Here is a 16,170-nt window from a genome sequence, read left to right as displayed (position 1 = left end):
CAGTACTTCCAAACCTGGCGCCCGGGCGGCACGGTCGAGTCCGGGGGATGGTCGCCGAGCGCCGACCACTACGTCGACCCCACCCTGCACACCAACTACGAGGCGTACGCCACGGTCGAGGGCCACTGGTACGAAGCGACCTGCCGCACCGACGCCCCGGCGGACTACCGGCGCACCTACTACGCCGCCCACCCAGCCATCTACGTGCAACCGACCGACCCGGTCCCCGCCACCCAGGAGTCCATCGACCCGGCGGTGCTCGCGCAGGCCGCCCGCGACGCGATGGACCTACCCACCGGCACCATCGGATGGAACCCGTCCCTGGCAGGCACGGGGGCCACCGTGGTGGGGGTGGACACCTGGGTGTGGATCGCGGACGCCCCCACCAGCGTGCGGGTACGCGCGGAGATCCCCGGCACCTGGGCCCAGATCGACGCCGTGCTGTCCGGGCTGGACGTGACCGCCGACGGTGCCGACCCGGTGCACTGCGACGACACCGGCACCCCTGGACCCCCACCACCACGGCCACGACCTGCGCGATCCGGTTCACCCACTCCACCGCCGACACCACCGACCACGCCCTGCCGACCGTGCAGCTGACCGCCACCGCCACCTGGACCGCCACCTGGACGTCATCCCTGAACGCCACCGCGACCGACCTGCGCCTCCCACCCGTGATCACCACCGCCGACATCGCCGTCGCCGAGATCCAGACCCTCGTCACCCACGGATGACACCGCCGTCGGGGTTGAGTGGCTCGGCGGCTGACAGCCGAACGAGGGGATCGAGCCTGTGACGCCGATCGTGGAGATCAGCGCCGAGGGTGTCGCAGGGGTACGCGCGGACCTGGTCGCGACGCGGGATGCGCTCGACGGGTGGGGACCCCTGCGGCACCGCGCCTGGGCTTTGGGGGTCTCGACGTCGGGATTTGACGAGGCACTGAGCATCGCCGACCGGCTCGATTCCCGGGTCCTGCCGGTGGTCGACACACACCTAGCCCGGGCCAGGGCGCTAGCCGACCTGCGCTACGGCGGCGCGCTGGGCCCGGCCATCCCCGTCATTGACGACGATCCCGATCCGTTCGCCCCAGTCCCGGGGTTCGCGCACAACCCCACGTTCGATGGCGGGACGCTGCTGACCTGGGCTCCGGCACCTGCCGATGAGCACGAGGTCAACGAGCAGGACACTGAGACGTCGAAGGGCATCGGCGACTGGTTCGAGGACCGCTGGGACGACGTCACCGACGCCGTCGACGAGGGCACCGACTGGGTCGCGTCCACCGCGTCGGACACCTGGGACTCCATCACCGACGCGGGTGCCGCGATCGGGGACTGGTGGGAGTCGACCACCGCCGACCTGGGCGGCTGGATCGACGCGAACCTGGCCGGAGTCCGCGAGTGGATCGGTGAGCACGTCGGGCTGCTCCGGTTCCTGGCCTCCGCCTGCCGAGTCATCGGTCGCATCGTCATCGTCGCCGGTGTGGTCCTGACCGTCGGACTGGCGATCATCGGAGCTGCCGGCGGAGGCAGCCTCGGGGCTGTGTTCGGGTTCGGCGTGGGCGCCGTGCCCGGCGGCGCGGCCGGTGCGGCCGCCGGGGCCGCCTTCGGGCTGAAGGTCCTCGGCGTCGGGTTCAGCCTGCTCTCGGTCGGGGACTTCCTGGATGTGGCGGCCGACTGGGGCGAGGGCAAGATCGACGGGCAGGACCTGGTCAAGCAGGGCTCCCTGGAGCTCGCGCTGGCCATCACGTCCATCGCCGGGGCCGGTGCCGTCGGCAAGATCCTGCAGAAGAGCGTCGAACGCCTGCCCGCGTCCTGGCGCAAGAAGCTCGACGACTGGCTGAAGCCGCTGACCGGGAAGGGACCGGGGACGAGCGCCGAGCAGTACGGTCCGCTCCGCAACGGAGCGCCGTCAGGCCCGGGCTGGTCCCGTCGACCCGACGTCGAACCGGACCTGCTCTACGGGCAGCCCCGTCTCGACTTCGGCCCGCTCAACAGCAGAAGCCAGGTTCCTACGGCGATCGACCCCGACATCCAGAGGCTCGGCGGCGACCTGTCCGACCCCTGGGGCACGGACCCCGTCATCGGCCGACCGTTCTCCCAGCCAGAGTGGGAACAACGCTTCGTCGAAGGCAGCGGGTGGCCACGCTGGCCCCCCAACCGCGGCGCGGTGCCCGGATCCCGCATCGAGTTCACGGACCCGGACCGGTTCATCGAGACCTACGGAGACCAGTTCGACCGAGTCGGCCCGGACTCAGGCGACTTCCTCGGCGTCCCACCAGGCGCGACGTTCGGAGAGAGGGCTCTACCGCCGGGGCACATGAAGCTACCAGTGCACGACTACTCGTTCAGCGGACACCTCCCACCTGGTGTCACGATCGAGGTTTCGGAGATAGCACCCGCGTTCGGCCGCCCTGGAGGGGGCATCCAAGTGCGATTCATGAACGGTGACAAGGCGCTCAAGATTGACCAGATGCTGCCGGCCGCGCCCGGCAGGACCGAACCCTTCGGAGGCATCCTGCAATGACAGTCCTGACGTTTCACGACGAGGTCGTGCGCTTTCTCGCCGGAGCAGAGGTCGACGTGCAGGTCCCCTCGGGGCCATGGGCGGCGCTCATCACCAACGGCGAAGTCGGGTACGCCGTGAACTTGGACGGCGAAGTCCTCGTCGCGGAGTGGCGATCACACGGAGCAATGTCCGGCGTCCACATCCGGACGCCCCGGCTGGATGTACTCGAGCGCTTCGTCGTCATGACGTTCGCGAGCGACTGGCGCAGCCTGAACCGGCTGCATCGCATCTCGACGTGGGGTGGTCCCGCGCTCGCGCCGGCCGGTGTGAACGTCGTTGCGTACGACGGTGCGTTCGCCGTCACCGTCGCAGGCGAGCAGGAACCGGTCGCGTGGGACATGGGCGAGGATGAGGCAGCACGCCTCGCGCGAGTCGTGACATCTCCGCTCGCCGAGATCACGTCGTCGATCACACAACCCGGCGGCGGGGCCCTCTTCCGCGACTCGGGGGACCTCGCCTGAGCCGATAGGACCGAAGCGTGCCCGACAACACCTCGGGATCATGCAGAGCATTGGGAATGCTGCCGATTCTGAACAGGATGAGATGGCTCGATTTGCGGGACATAGACCGAGTAGCAGGCCCGAGCGTCGCGCACGAGGAGGACCGTTCGCGTGAGTGATCTCAACCTGCCTGAGGCCGTCCTCGGCCTCGTTGCTGCATCGGGGAGCCGTGTCGTCTCCACGGCGGATGGCGTCGTCGACGTCGGCGACGCCGAGATTCGGTTCGTGGTGCACGAGGACGCAGAGATCTACTCCGTCGAGAAGGTGCAGCGCGGCGTGCTGGAGCGGGTCGTCCTCAGAACGCCGCACGCCGACGTCCTCTGGCGCTTCTTCACGATCAMGTTCGGCGGCGAGCTCCGGTCGCGAGCCGGCTGGCCACCGCTCCGCTTGGCGACGGGCGGCACGGCTCGGCTACCTCACGACTGCGAGCTCGAGAGGATCGGACCCCGACGCTTCCGGCTGCGGTGGAGCGGCGACGGCCGTCCAGGCGAGGCTGACGAGCTCATCGAGATTGACGCCATCGACCTGGCATGGACGCTCGGGCAGTCTCTCGAGAACATCGCGGAGTCGTTCCGACACCGCGACGGCTTTCCCGCGTTCCCGCAGCAGGCCGAAGGCGGCGATAGATGACCTCCCGTCGTGCATTCCACCTGGCGACGCGGCCGCGTACATCGCGGTCGGCACGAACCAGACCCGTGAGCGGCGCCACCGGCGTCGCCTACCTGTGCAGAAGTCCCGAATGACGGTTTCGACCACGGCGATGATCGAGCTGGTGCGCGAAGTGACAGCGTCAGACCCGGCGAGCCGTGGGCTGGCAGCTGATGGGGTCACCGATGTCGTCGGCGCGCTCGACGCCGGACAGGCACTCGCGGTGGCGCAGGTGCTGGTGTGGCTAGCCGTCGACGAGGAGGACTCCGTCGCACTGGAGTCGCAGCTGAACGCGCTGGCGGAGCTCGCCTCGAACGACCTTCTCCCGGCGGGCGTCGCCGCGCAGATCGCCGCTGTCCCAGGGTCACGGCTGCACGGCTCGTCGCTCGAGCACTACGAGTACCTGCTGTCGGTGGCCGACGCCCCTGGGACGACGGAAACCTGAGAGGCTTCACGGCCTCTCGGGACGCGTTCCTACACCTCGGCGGGTGACCACCCGGACATTCTCCACCGCCTCCCACCTGGGCGATCACGGTCTGACGCCGGGTCTGGCACCCACCGGCCTCACTCGCCCAACCGCTGAACGGCTACCAGTTCACCGGGGACCTTCCACCGGGAGTCACGATCGAGGTGTCGGAGATCGCTCCAGCGTTTGGACGCCCGGGGGGCGGCATACAGGTCCGATTCATGAAGGGTGGTCGCTCAATCACGGTGCGCGACCTCATTGCGGACGGAGTTCTGGAATGACACAAGAACTGTTGACGCCGGGGGTCGTGGCCCTCGCCGAGGAAGTTGGGCTCGTCATCACACAGTCTCCTGACGGGGAGACGACCATCGCGTCCTTCGATGTCCAGGACATCGTCTCGATCCGTGACGGCGTGTATGTGGTGGAGCACGTCGAGCGTGGCGTCCTCGAAGGTCGCGACCTCGCGACGGACGACCTGCTCGCGCTGAACACGTTCCTCATCGTTCGACTGGGGCAGTCGCTACGGCACACGAAAGGACTGGGTCGGCTCCGTGTGCCGCTGGAATATCACGCTCGTGGACCGGTGGCGCTTCCGGCAGGCAGGTCGATCGACGAGGTCGAGTCCGGCTATGTCGTCCGGTGGGCGGTCGGAGACGTCATCAAGGAGGCTCACTGCTTCTCTCGAGCGGACGCCTACGGCCTCGCCGGGACCGTCGGTGCAGATATCGGCGAGCTCATCGCGTCGTTCCGGGACACTGCGGGTCTCCCCCTCCTGCAGACCGGTCCGGCGTCCGGGAACGATGAACGCTCGGCACGACTCGGGGATGATCCGCTCGACCCCCACTCGACCGACCGATCGTGAACGACGGATCGCATCCCAGAGCTACCTGAGGCCATCGCCCCTGCACGTCGGCGCACGGAGATGGCCTGCCGTTCTCGCCACAGTTCGCCCGGACGGGGGATCTGCCATTGAGCCGGACGGGTTGAGTTTCTCAGTCCGCCAGGGTGACGGTGCAGCGGACGTCGCCTAGCTCGAGGGTCGTGCCCGGTGCGATCTCGTGGCGGCTCCCCGGCTCGAGCCGCACCGGGGGCTCGGTCAGGACGCGCGTGCCGTTGGTCGAGCGGCAGTCGGTCACGAACACGCGGCCGCGGTCGTCGACGTCGACGAACGCGTGCGTCTTCGACACCTGCATCCCCGGGCTGGCCACACGCACGGGGTGCCGGCCGTCGGCGGCTGCCGGGTCGCGACCGAGCGAGACGCCGTCGGGGGCGGTGACGCTCGGCTGGCTGCTGAACGTGAGGTGCAGGGAGCGGGCTCGCACGGCGGGGGCGGCGCGACGGGCGCGCGCGGGCGGTGCGGCGACCGGCTCGGGGTCGGCCGCCACGTGCAGGAGGCTCTCGAACGACGCGGGACCGGACGCAGACGCGGCAGCAGGAGCAGACACGGGAGCGGGAACGGGGGCGGACGTGGGACCGGACGTGCTCGACGGGGCCACCTCCGGCACGCCGATGACGGGCGGCGGCGGCACGGCGCGCGGCGGGGTGGTGGACGCGGTGCGCGGCGGGGCCGTCGGTGCGGCGTCCACGAGCGTGGCGCGCAGTCGCTCGATGATCTCGTCGTCGGGGTGGACGAGCGCGTCGGCGTCGAGCACGGCGACGGGAACCAGCTCGACGCGGTGCGGCTCGAGCACCCCGCACGAGTCGCACGTCGTCGTCGTGACCTGCTGCGGGACGTCGCACCGGCGGCACGGTGAGGCGGCGGCGGGCGGCACGAACCCCGTGTCGACGGTCCCGTCGTCGCGGACGCGTCGGACCGTGCCGTCGGGGCCGACGGCGAGCTCCTGGGTGCCGAGCGAGTCCGTGAGCTCGAGCCGGACGGGGCGGTGCACGGTGGTCGCGATGGCGGTGCAGCGGGCGATCACCCCGGTGCGCAGCCGCGTGGCTGACGCCGCCGCGCACTCGTGCTCCACGTCGTTCACGCTCAGGTTCCCGGTGGCGTMGTCGCGCAGCTCGGCACGCACGCGCGGCCAGCGCGCGAGCGCCTCGGCGCCCGAGCCGCTCACGGTCGCCCACCCGCGTCACGGCGCACAGGGACCGGCGTGCGCGGCTCCTGCAGGGTGGCTGCGGACATCAGGCTCTCCTCGTCGTGCGTGGGGCGTCGTGCCGTGACCCGGCCGTCTCAAGGTCGCTGACCCGAGCGCGGGGGCCGGGGCCGGTCATCGACGCCCGATCGTAACCGTGCTCCCGGCAACTGGTGTCCGGGCTGTCCGACTTCGCCCGGGTCGGGGCGCCAGGTTCGCCTATAGTCGTGCGGACCTTGGTCTGAGGCTGGACGAGCGTGAGGTACGGACCCCCGAGCATGACGGTGAACACGAGCACGAGCACGCCCGACGGCGCGCAGGACCGGCGACGAGCGCGCGAGGACCGCGGACTGAAGCCCGCGAGCGCGGCGGCCCGCACGGACCGGCTGCSCCCGGCGCCGCGAGAGCGTCGCCCGCTCCTCGCTGCCTTCGCGGTGCTCCTCATCGTCGGTGGCGCCGCCGCGGCGGGCCTCCTCGCGGTGCGCTCCGACACGCGTGTCCCGGTGCTGATGGCGGCGCGGGACATCGCCGTCGGCCAGGAGATCACCGCCGACGACGTGACCACCACCCAGGTCGCGTCGGAGGGCACCCTGCTCATCCCCGAGTCGCAGGAGGACCTGGTCATCGGGCAGTTCGCGGACATCACGGTGAGCAAGGGCCAGCTGCTCGACACGACGATGCTGACCGCGACGCGCACGCTGCAGGAGGGCAAGGTCGCGGTCGGGGCCTCGTTCGCCGAGGGTCGCGTGCCGGCGTCCGGCCTGACGGCGGGCGACATCGTGCAGCTCGTCCGCGTCACCGAGGGCAAGGGCACGGTCATGGTGCCGAACGCCCTGGTGAGCTCCACGTCCACCGACGACGAGACCGCCACCGGCTCCCGCGCGGTGACCGTCACCTTCATCGTCGACGAGGCGGACGGCGCCGCCGTCGCCGGGGTCGCGTCCGAGGGGCAGCTCGCCGCCGTGCTCGTCAACCGCGGCACGCCCCTCGACGGCGGAGAGGGCTGACGGTGCTGGTCGCGTTCGGCTCCGCGAAGGGCGCCCCGGGCGTCACGACCACCGCGCGCGTGCTCGCGAGCGTCTGGCCCAGCGAGGTCGTCCTGGTCGACGCCGACCCGGCCGGCGGTGACGTGTCCCTGCTGGCCCGGACGCCGGATCGCGGGGCGCTCGACCCCGAGCGGGGACTGCTCTCGCTCGCGGCCGACGCCCGCCGCGGCCTCGTCCAGGGTGGTGTCGGCGAGCACCTCCAGCAGATCGAAGGCGGCCTGGACGTGCTGTGCGGGGTCTCGACCCCTGAGCAGATGACCGGGATCGCCCCGGTGTGGCCCGCGCTCGCCGGTGAGCTGGCGACGGTGCGCGGGACGGACGTGATCGTCGACTGCGGTCGCGTGGCCGCGTCGAGCGCCGTGCTCCCGGTCGTCATCGCCGCCGACGTGCTCGTGCTCGTCGCGCGGCCCCGGCTCGAGTCCTTCGCCCACCTGCGCGAGCGCCTGCGCTGGCTCGCCCACCTCCAGGACACCACCGCGCGCGTGCCGGCGGTCGGTGTCGTCATCGTGGCCGACAGCCGCGACAAGCGGTCCCTCAGCGACCTCCAGCAGCTCCTCGCGCACGAGCGTCTCCCGGCGAGCGTGCTCGGCCAGGTCGCGCTGGACGAGCGGGCCGCCGACGTCGTCGCGGGCCGGCTCGAACGTCCGATCGCCCGCTCGCTGCTCGTCCGCTCCGTGCGCCAGCTCGTCGAGCCGGTGGCCGCGCTCGCCGCGAGCCGCAGCGCCGTCCGCAGACCCGCCTGAAGGAGGGGATCATGGCTGTTGACCAGGCACTCGTCCGGCGCCTCCGTGAGGAGGTCGCCGACATCCTCGCGCGGCAGCGTCGTGACGACGCCGCCGGCGGGCTCCCCGCGATGTCCGGCGAGGACGAGCGGCAGTTCGCGCGCGCCGTCATCAACCGCGTGCTCGACTCGTACGCCCGCGACGAGGTCAGCGCGGGCCGCACGCCGCCGTCGCCCGTCGACGAGGAGGACGTCGCCGCCGGAATCCACGCGGCGCTGTTCGGGGTCGGCCGGCTGCAGCCGCTGCTGGACGACCGCGAGGTCGAGAACATCGACATCAACGGCTACGACAACGTCTTCGTCCAGTACGCCGACGGCCGCGAGGCCCGCATGCCCCCCGTCGCGGACTCCGACGACGAGCTCATCGAGCTGGTGCAGATCCTCGGCGCCTACTCGGGTCTGTCGAGCCGTCCGTTCGACTCCGCGAACCCGCAGCTCGACATCCGCCTGCCCGACGGCAGCCGCATGTCCGCGGTCATGGACGTGTGCGCCCGGCCGTCGATCTCGATCCGTCGTGCCCGCCTGTCGCGCGTGCACCTCGACGACATGGTGCGGTTCGGGTCGATGACCAACGAGGTCGCGGCGTTCCTCTCCGCCGCGGTGGCGGCGCGCAAGAACATCATGATCGCGGGGGCGACCAACGCCGGGAAGACGACCCTGCTGCGTGCGCTCGCCAACGAGATCGCGCCGCACGAGCGCCTCATCACGGTCGAGCGCGCGCTCGAGCTCGGCCTGGGCGAGTTCGCGGACCTGCACCCGAACGTCGTGTCCTTCGAGGAGCGCCTGCCCAACTCGGAGGGCAACGGCATGATCTCGATGGCTGCGCTCGTGCGACGCAGCCTGCGCATGAACCCCAGCCGCGTGATCGTGGGCGAGGTGCTCGGCGACGAGATCGTGACCATGCTGAACGCGATGAGCCAGGGCAACGACGGCTCGCTGTCCACGATCCACGCGAACAGCTCGATCGAGGTGTTCAACCGCATCTCGACGTACGCGATCCAGTCGACGGAGCGCCTGCCGGTCGAGGCCACGATGATGCTCATCGCGGGTGCCATCGACTTCGTCGTGTTCGTGCAGAAGCAGAACGACTTCCACAGCGGTGGTCGTCTGCGCCGGTTCGTGGCGAGCATCCGTGAGGTGAACGGCATCGACGGGCGCGTCCTGTCGAGCGAGATCTTCGCGTCGGGGGTCGACGGCGTCGCCGTGTCGGCCGCCCCGATCGCGTGCATCGACGACCTGGCTGCCGTCGGGTACCAGCCCGGCTTCGCGTACTCGCAGGGACTCTGATGGCTCCGTCCACGATCTTCATCGTCCTGGCCGGCGCCGTCGTCGGCGTCGGTGTCGTGCTGCTCCTGACGGCGATGCGCCCTCGCGCCCAGGAGCACGGTGCGGTGCAGCACGGCGGCCCGTCGATCGCCCAGCGGCTCGGCCGCCGCGGGCTCGTGGCGGCGGCCGTCGGACTGGTCGTCCTGCTGATCACGAGGTGGCCGGTCGCCGCGCTCGGTGCGGCGGCGGTCGTGCTGTCCTGGAACTCGCTCTTCGGCGGTGCCCGGGCCGAGCGGGAGGCGATGGCACGCATCGAGGGCCTCGCGTCGTGGACGGAGTCGCTGCGCGACACGATCGCCGGTGCCGTCGGCCTGGAGCAGGCGATCCCCGCCACGGTCTACGCGGCGTCCCCGGCGATCCAGCCGCAGCTGCGCCTGCTCGTCGACCGCCTGCGCGTCCGCGTGCCGCTCCCCACGGCGTTGCAGCGCCTCGCGGACGACCTCGACGACCCGAGCGCCGACCTGATCGTCGCGTCCCTCATCCTCAACGCGCGCCTGCGTGGCCCCGGTCTGCGCCAGGTGCTGACGTCGCTGTCGGAGTCGGCACGCGAGGAGCTCGACATGCGTCAGCGCGTCGCGGCCGGGCGCAGCTCGACCCGTCGGTCCGCGCAGATCGTCATGATCTTCTCGCTGGCCGTGGTCCTGGGCATCTCCCTGTTCAACCCGGACTACGTCGCTCCGTACTCGACGCCCACCGGGCAGCTCGTGCTGCTCATCGTGATCGGCCTGTTCGGCGCGGGCTTCTGGTGGATGAAGCGCCTGTCGGGTGTCGACGTCCCCGAGCGCTTCCTCGTCGCGACGCCCGAGCGCATGGCGATGTCGACGCCCGCACGCACCCCGGACCGCGGGCCCGCGCCGGAGACGATCGCGACGACACCGCTCGCGCCGCCCGCGTCCGGGCTGCGCCCGTCGACGGAGGGACCGCTGTGACCGGCGTCCTGCTCGCCGGCGCCGTCATCGGGCTCGGCATCCTGATCCTCGTCCTCGTCCTGATCCCGCCGCCCTCGCACGCGGGGAGCGCGCTCGCCCGGCTCGACCAGGAGCGCCTCCAGGGCCGCGCCCGTGCGGTCGTCCTCGGGCTCGACGCGCGCGGCGCCCAGACGCCGGCGTGGCAGCAGTCGATCGGACGCCGTGCGACGAGCGGTGTCACGGCGGCGGGTCTCGAGCTGCGGCCGTTGCGCTCGGACCTCGCGATCGTCGGGCTCACGCTCGACGCCTTCCTCGCCCGGTCGGTGATCGCCGGCGTGGTCGGGCTGCTCGTGCCGCTCGCCCTCGGAGCGGTCGCGACGGTCCTCCACCTCGACGTGAACCTGTCCGTCCCGGTGATCCTGTCTTTCGTCATCGCACTGATCGCTGCTCTCGTGCCGTGGATGGCGCTGCGCTCGCAGGCTGCGGAGCGTCGGCGCGACTTCCGGCACGTCGTCGGCTCGTTCCTCGACCTCGTGGCCATGAGCCTCGCGGGCGGGCGCGGGGTCCCCGAGGCGCTGCAGGGCGCGTCGGAGCTCAGCGACGGCTGGGCGATGGTGCGGATCCGCAACGCGCTCGGGGAGGCCCGCCTGCGCGGTGCGACTCCGTGGGCGGCGCTCGGCGCGCTCGGTGAGGAGCTGCAGATCGACGAGCTGCGCGACCTCGCCGCAGCCCTCGCGCTCGTGGCGGAGGACGGTGCCAAGGTGCGCGACTCGCTCTCCGCACGCGCGGGGTCGATGCGGCGGCGTGAGCTGGCCGAGGCCGAGGGCAAGGCCGGTGAGAGCTCGGAGTCGATGCTCGTCGCGCAGCTGCTCCTCGCGGTCGGGTTCCTCGTCTTCCTCGTGTACCCAGCGATCGTGACTGTCATGGTCCCCCGGTAGTATCTGCCCGGCTCAGCCGGAACTCATCAGCTCGTAAATCGGACGACGGAAGGACCGGAAGACCCTATGTACCTCTCCTCCACCAGCCCGCTGCTCTACCTCGGGACGGAGCTGCGCCGCCGTTGGGCGCGGGTGCGTGCGACCGAGGACCTCGGCGCCTCCGCCATCGAGTGGGTCATCATCACGGGGATCCTCGTGGCGATCGCCGTCGCGATCGGTGCCGTGATCTTCAACCTCATCAACCAGGAGGCGAACGACATCGTCATCCCGGACGCCCCCGGGCCGTGATCGCGTCCCGTCGTCGCGGCGTGAGGGAGGCCCTCCGCCGAGTCGCGGAGCGCGCCCGGCGTGACGACGGTGCGAGCTCCATCGAGCTCGTGCTCTACACGCCGATCCTCATGCTGGTCATCTTCCTGACCGTGCAGTTCGCGCTCACGTGGTACGGCAACGAGGTCGCCGGGGCGGTCGCGCGCGAGACCGCGCGCGTGGTCCGCGTCGGCGGTGGCACGCCCGACTCGATCGCCGACGCGCGGGCACATGCGCAGGAGTACACCGACGCGGTCGGCGGAGCGTCGTTCCAGGACCTGCAGGTCCAGATCACGCAGCCCGACGACGAGACGGTCCGCGTGACGGTCTCGGGCCGGGCGCTCGAGATCGTCGACGGGTTCGCTCCGCGGGTCTCCGCGACCGTGCAGGGACCGATCGAGCAGTTCCGTCCGGACGAGTGAGAACCGGACGTCAGGGAGGAGCCGAGGTGAGCAGCACCGAGAACGAGCGCGAGCGCGGATCGATGGCGGTCGAGATCGTCGTGCTCGTCCCCGTGCTGCTCGCGATGATCTTCCTCATCGTGGCGTTCGGCCGTTACGTCGCGGCCGAGGGTGACACCGAGGCGATGGCGCGCGACGCGGTCCGGGCGGCGACGCTCGAACGCGACCGCGACAGCGCGGTCGACGCGGCGCGTGCCGTCGCGGCGTCGGCGGTCCCGTCGACCATGAACTGCCGGCCCGCCGAGCTCCGGGGAGTCTTCGCGAACGGGGAGATGCTGACGGTCGACGTGGACTGCACGATCTCGTGGTCGGAGCTCGGCTTCATCGGCCTGCCCGGCACGGCGCGCGTCGAGGCGTCGAGCTCCGCGCCGCTGGACGAGTACCGACGGACAGGAGGGTGACCATGGGCCACCGCATCGTCGACGCCGTCCGCAGGAGGCTCGCCTCGGGTGAGCGCGGGTCGGCCTCGGTCTTCGTCGTCGGCATGGTCGTCGTGCTGTTCGCGCTCGCCGGGCTCGTCGCCGACGGCGGTCGGGCGATCAATGCCCGTGTCGAGATCATGGACGACGCCGAGCAGGCGGCGCGGTCGGGTGCCAACCAGATCGACGTCAACTCGCTGCGCGGGGCTGGCTCCGCGACGATCGACCCTGTGGAGGCACAGCAGGCGGCKACCGCGTTCCTCACCGCGCGCGGCTACCAGGCAGGGCGGATCACCGTCACGGCCGACGCCCAGACGGTCGACGTCGTGGTGCAGGACACCGTGCCGACGTCCCTGCTGCAGCTCGCCTTCATCGACAGCTTCGAGATCGAGGGCTCGGCGACCGCCCGGGCCGCGCTCGGCATCAACGACGAGATCACAGGAGCGCCATGACACGCGAGACCCGCGAGGTCGGCCCCGGCCGTTTCCAGCAGCCCGACACCTCGGAGGAGCCGCGCCACCTCGCGGCGGCCCTCGGCGCCGGCGCGCTGCTCCTGCTCCTCGTCGTCGGCATCCCGGTCGCGCTCGTCGCGCTCGGGGGTGTGCCGCAGATCCCGACGTCGCTGCCGGGCCGCGACCAGCTGACGGCCACGCTCGACATCACGCAGCTGCTCGCGGTCCTGGTCTGGGTCGTGTGGCTCGCGTGGCTGCAGTTCACCGTCTGCGTCGCCGTCGAGCTGCGCTCCGCGCTCTCCGGCGTCGGGCTGCCCAGGCGCGTCCCGCTCGCAGGGCCCAGCCAGCGCCTCGCGCGCATCCTCGTCGTCAGCGTGCTGCTCATCTCGACCGCCGCGGGCCAGGCGTCCGCCGCGGTCGCGTCCGTCCTGCCCGAGCACGCCCCCGCGTCGACCAGCATCTCCGTCTCCGTCGACGGTGGGGTCGCCACGCCGACGCCCGTCGTCGCCGACCAGGCCGCCGCGGCCGCCTCCGTCGAGCAGGCCGCTGTCCAGGGCGAGACGACGTACTGGCTCGGGGACGTGCAGCTCTCCGCCGAGGAGGGCATGGAGCTCGCCGGCCAGCGCGTCTACGTCGTGCAGCCGCCCGACGGCCGCTACCACGACAACCTCTGGGACATCGCCGAGCGCTCCCTCGGTGACGGCCGGCGGTACCACGAGGTGTTCGAGCTCAACAAGCACCGCGACCAGCCCGACGGGGCCGCACTGACCCTCGAGCGCCTCATCTACCCCAACTGGCTGCTCGTCATGCCCGAGGACGCGGTCGGCGTCGAGCGGGTCACCGCGGTCGTCACGCCCGTGGCCCCGGTCGAGGCGGCTCCGGTGACCCCGGCGCCCGAGGCCGTGACCGACGTGGCAGCCACCGCGCAGACCGCCGCGGCCGACACGGGAGCCGTCGCCGACGTGGCGTCCGAGCAGGAGGGTCTCCGGAACGCGGGTCTGGTCGGTGCCGGTCTGCTGGCCGCGGGCCTGCTCGTCGCCGTGGACCAGCTCCGCCGGCGCCGCCGGACGGACGAGCCGTCCCCGGACGCGGTCGAGGTCGAGGTCGCGCTGCGCATCGGCGCCGACCCGAAGCGCGCGATCCTGCTCGACCGCGGTCTGCGCCAGCTGGCCGAGGGTCTGCGCTCGGCCGGGCACGAGCTGCCGGGCGTCTTCGGCGCGGTGGTGGACGACACGGGCCTCGAGCTCCGGCTCAGCCCCCCGTCGACGGCCGCCCCGGCGCCGTGGCGCGTGCTCGGCGCGGGTGCCGCGTGGCGCCTCGACGCCGCGGACGTCGACCTCGACGCACGCACGGGCACCGCTCCGTTCCCGGGGCTGGTCTCGCTCGGTCGCGACGCCGACGACCGCGACGTCCTCATCGACCTCGAGGCGGCGCAGGGCCCGATCGCGATCGTCGGCGACCTCGACGTCGCCCGCGAGGTCGCCAGCGCGTGGGCGGCGGAGCTCGCCACCAACCGCTGGTCGGACGGGCTGCACGTCACGGGCGTGGACCTGCCCGCCGGCCTCGACGCGCTGCCCGGCGGCCGGTACGCGACCGCCGCGTCCGCGGCGGAGGTCCTGCCGCGGCTGCGCGAGCGCCGTGCGGACGTCCTGGGGTCGAGCGTGCTCACCGGCCGGCTGCGCAGCGGCGGCACGGGCTCCTGGGTCCCGGAGTACCTGGTGCTCGGCTCCACCCCCGTCGGGTCGGCCGCGCAGCACCTCGTCGAGCTGAGCGCGACCAACCAGCGCTCGCCGCTCGGCGTCGTGTGCGTCGGTGCCCTGCCGGGCGCCCGGTGGCAGCTCGTCGCCGAGTCCGACGGCAGCCTCAGCGCACGCGTGCTCGGGCTGGACGTCCGCGCCAACCGACTCTCGTCGCGGCAGGTCGCGGCGCTCGGCGAGCTCCTCACGGAGGCACCGGAGCCGGTCCGCGCGGTCGACGAGCGGCGTGCCGCCATCGAGCACGAGGGCGCCGTCGAGCGTCCGCCCGTCGTGGCCCCGGCGCGCGCCCTGGAGCCCGCCGACCTCGAGGCCGCCCTGGTGCGCGTGCTCGTGCTCGGCGAGCCGCGGGTCGAGGCGCCCGGGACGATCGACGACAGCCGCCGCGCGCTCGCGACCGAGCTCGTCGTGTACCTCGCGCTGCACCCGGAGGGCGCGCACGCGAACGTCCTGGCGGCGGCGTTGTGGCCGCGGGGCGTGACGACCGAGGTGCGCGAGAGCCTCTTCGCGCGCACGGCCGAGTGGCTCGGCACGGACGTCGACGGGCGGCCGAACCTGGTCCGCGGCAGCGACGGGCACGTGCGCCTCGGCGACGACGTCGTCGTGGACTGGGACGTGGTGCGCTCCCTGCTCGCCCGGGCGCGCCGCGCGGCGGACCCGGGTGCCGAGCGCAGCGACCTCAGTGCGGCGCTGCGGCTCGCCCACGGCGCGGTGCTGTCCGCGCGGCCCGCGGGGCGCTACTCGTGGCTCGCCCGCGTCCGGCTCGAGCGTGCCTCGCAGGCGCTCCTCGTCGACACGGTGCACCGGCTGGTCGTGCTGTGCCGCGACGGCGACGACCCGGCCGGCGCCCAGTCGGTCGCCTGGGCGGGGCTGCGGCTCGCGCCCACCGAGGAGCTGCTCTGGCGGGACCTCGTCCGCGCCGCCGCGGCGCTCGGTGGCGCCGACGCGGTGCGCCCGGTCGCGCGGGACCTCGAGGCGACGCTGCACGCGGCCGGAGCACCCACGGTCTCCCCGGCGACACGCGCCCTGCTCGAGGAGCTCGCGCCGGGATCCGACGACGCGGTGCTCGGCTCGGCGTGAGCCTGCCGCCGGTCGCGCCACTCGCGCCTGTGGATGTGGCTCCCCGGTATCGGGACGAACAGGTAGTGTCATCGGGTCGCCACGCCGCCCCGGTGTGGCCTGAGACGAGGAGATCTTCGTGGCCGTTGGTGCAGAGCTCAGTACACTCCAGAGCCTCTACAAGACGTTCCAGGACAAGGCCCTCCAGGCCGCCGACATCAAGACCGCGGTCGACAGCGGACTTCAGAGCGCCGTCTGGACGGGTAAGTACTCCGACGACTTCCGGACCGCCTGGCAGGACTACCGGGCCAACCTGGACCGCCTCCAGGAGGCGCTCGACGGCGCAGCTGCCGACGTGCGCACGAACCACAACAACATCGCGCAGGCGACGGGCGAGGCCGACCGCATCTGAGTCCGGTCGGTGCCCGGCCCGTCCTCAGCGAGGGCGGGCCGTCCGTCT

20 protein-coding genes are annotated in these 16,170 nt (G+C 72.3%); 19 read left to right on the top strand and 1 reads right to left on the bottom strand.

Going from position 1 to position 16,170, the window contains the following annotated elements:
• From ACXJKF_RS21180 to ACXJKF_RS21145, 8 genes are all read left to right on the top strand, one after another.
• Positions 1-600 (top strand): hypothetical protein (locus ACXJKF_RS21180; RefSeq protein ID WP_456789719.1); only part of this gene is annotated, 600 nt, incomplete at its 5' end.
• Positions 591-734 carry a hypothetical protein gene (locus ACXJKF_RS21175; RefSeq protein WP_456789718.1) on the top strand — a complete coding sequence of 48 codons (144 nt, stop codon included), beginning with the start codon at positions 591-593 and terminating at the stop codon, positions 732-734. The genes ACXJKF_RS21180 and ACXJKF_RS21175, both read left to right, overlap by 10 nt.
• Positions 735-792: 58 nt before the next feature.
• Entirely contained in the window at positions 793-2,523 is a 1,731-nt protein-coding gene (locus ACXJKF_RS21170; RefSeq protein WP_456789717.1) for a TNT domain-containing protein, read from the top strand.
• On the top strand, positions 2,520-3,026 hold the full coding sequence (locus tag ACXJKF_RS21165) for a hypothetical protein (RefSeq protein WP_456789716.1): 507 nt from the start codon (positions 2,520-2,522) through the stop codon (positions 3,024-3,026). The genes ACXJKF_RS21170 and ACXJKF_RS21165 overlap by 4 nt, the downstream gene beginning before the upstream one ends.
• Positions 3,027-3,176: 150 nt before the next feature.
• Positions 3,177-3,695 (top strand): hypothetical protein, encoded by a 519-nt coding sequence (locus ACXJKF_RS21160; protein ID WP_456789715.1) that lies wholly within the window; start codon positions 3,177-3,179, stop codon positions 3,693-3,695.
• 130 nt (positions 3,696-3,825) lie between these two features.
• Complete coding sequence (locus ACXJKF_RS21155; RefSeq protein ID WP_456789714.1) at positions 3,826-4,158, top strand: hypothetical protein; 333 nt, start codon at positions 3,826-3,828, stop codon at positions 4,156-4,158.
• Positions 4,159-4,292: 134 nt separating this feature from the next.
• Positions 4,293-4,460 (top strand): glycohydrolase toxin TNT-related protein, encoded by a 168-nt coding sequence (locus ACXJKF_RS21150; protein ID WP_456789720.1) that lies wholly within the window; start codon positions 4,293-4,295, stop codon positions 4,458-4,460.
• Positions 4,457-5,041: a hypothetical protein gene (locus ACXJKF_RS21145; protein ID WP_456789713.1), complete on the top strand. Its 585-nt coding sequence runs from the start codon at positions 4,457-4,459 to the stop codon at positions 5,039-5,041. The genes ACXJKF_RS21150 and ACXJKF_RS21145 overlap by 4 nt, the downstream gene beginning before the upstream one ends.
• A gap of 130 nt (positions 5,042-5,171) precedes the next feature.
• Here ACXJKF_RS21145 and ACXJKF_RS21140 read toward each other — a convergent pair whose 3' ends face one another.
• Positions 5,172-6,242 (bottom strand): FHA domain-containing protein, encoded by a 1,071-nt coding sequence (locus ACXJKF_RS21140; RefSeq protein ID WP_456789712.1) that lies wholly within the window; start codon positions 6,240-6,242, stop codon positions 5,172-5,174.
• A gap of 296 nt (positions 6,243-6,538) precedes the next feature.
• Here ACXJKF_RS21140 and ACXJKF_RS21135 point away from each other — a divergent pair, with 296 nt between their 5' ends.
• The 11 genes from ACXJKF_RS21135 to ACXJKF_RS21085 all read left to right on the top strand — a co-directional run bounded on the left by ACXJKF_RS21135 (position 6,539) and on the right by ACXJKF_RS21085 (position 16,122).
• Entirely contained in the window at positions 6,539-7,267 is a 729-nt protein-coding gene (locus ACXJKF_RS21135) for an SAF domain-containing protein (protein ID WP_456789711.1), read from the top strand.
• A gap of 2 nt (positions 7,268-7,269) precedes the next feature.
• Positions 7,270-8,049: a hypothetical protein gene (locus tag ACXJKF_RS21130; protein ID WP_456789710.1), complete on the top strand. Its 780-nt coding sequence runs from the start codon at positions 7,270-7,272 to the stop codon at positions 8,047-8,049.
• Between the two features lie 11 nt (positions 8,050-8,060).
• Positions 8,061-9,374, top strand: a complete 1,314-nt coding sequence (locus tag ACXJKF_RS21125) for a CpaF family protein (RefSeq protein ID WP_456789709.1) — start codon at positions 8,061-8,063, stop codon at positions 9,372-9,374.
• Positions 9,374-10,342 (top strand): type II secretion system F family protein, encoded by a 969-nt coding sequence (locus ACXJKF_RS21120; RefSeq protein WP_456789708.1) that lies wholly within the window; start codon positions 9,374-9,376, stop codon positions 10,340-10,342. The genes ACXJKF_RS21125 and ACXJKF_RS21120 overlap by 1 nt, the downstream gene beginning before the upstream one ends.
• Positions 10,339-11,259, top strand: a complete 921-nt coding sequence (locus tag ACXJKF_RS21115) for a type II secretion system F family protein (RefSeq protein ID WP_456789707.1) — start codon at positions 10,339-10,341, stop codon at positions 11,257-11,259. The genes ACXJKF_RS21120 and ACXJKF_RS21115 overlap by 4 nt, the downstream gene beginning before the upstream one ends.
• 66 nt (positions 11,260-11,325) lie before the next feature.
• On the top strand, positions 11,326-11,547 hold the full coding sequence (locus tag ACXJKF_RS21110; RefSeq protein WP_456789706.1) for a hypothetical protein: 222 nt from the start codon (positions 11,326-11,328) through the stop codon (positions 11,545-11,547).
• A gap of 20 nt (positions 11,548-11,567) precedes the next feature.
• Positions 11,568-11,987, top strand: a complete 420-nt coding sequence (locus ACXJKF_RS21105; RefSeq protein ID WP_456789705.1) for a TadE family protein — start codon at positions 11,568-11,570, stop codon at positions 11,985-11,987.
• A 26-nt stretch (positions 11,988-12,013) separates the two neighbouring features.
• Positions 12,014-12,427 carry a TadE family protein gene (locus ACXJKF_RS21100; RefSeq protein WP_456789704.1) on the top strand — a complete coding sequence of 138 codons (414 nt, stop codon included), beginning with the start codon at positions 12,014-12,016 and terminating at the stop codon, positions 12,425-12,427.
• Positions 12,428-12,429: 2 nt separating this feature from the next.
• Positions 12,430-12,897: a pilus assembly protein TadG-related protein gene (locus ACXJKF_RS21095; protein ID WP_456789703.1), complete on the top strand. Its 468-nt coding sequence runs from the start codon at positions 12,430-12,432 to the stop codon at positions 12,895-12,897.
• On the top strand, positions 12,894-15,731 hold the full coding sequence (locus ACXJKF_RS21090) for a hypothetical protein (RefSeq protein WP_456789702.1): 2,838 nt from the start codon (positions 12,894-12,896) through the stop codon (positions 15,729-15,731). Before ACXJKF_RS21095 ends, ACXJKF_RS21090 begins: the two co-directional genes overlap by 4 nt.
• A 118-nt stretch (positions 15,732-15,849) precedes the next feature.
• Positions 15,850-16,122 carry a WXG100 family type VII secretion target gene (locus ACXJKF_RS21085; RefSeq protein ID WP_056588984.1) on the top strand — a complete coding sequence of 91 codons (273 nt, stop codon included), beginning with the start codon at positions 15,850-15,852 and terminating at the stop codon, positions 16,120-16,122.
• Positions 16,123-16,170: the final 48 nt, after the last annotated feature.

The sequence above is a fragment of the Cellulomonas sp. P5_C5 genome (assembly GCF_054049655.1).
This window is presented reverse-complemented; position numbering and strand designations above follow the sequence as displayed.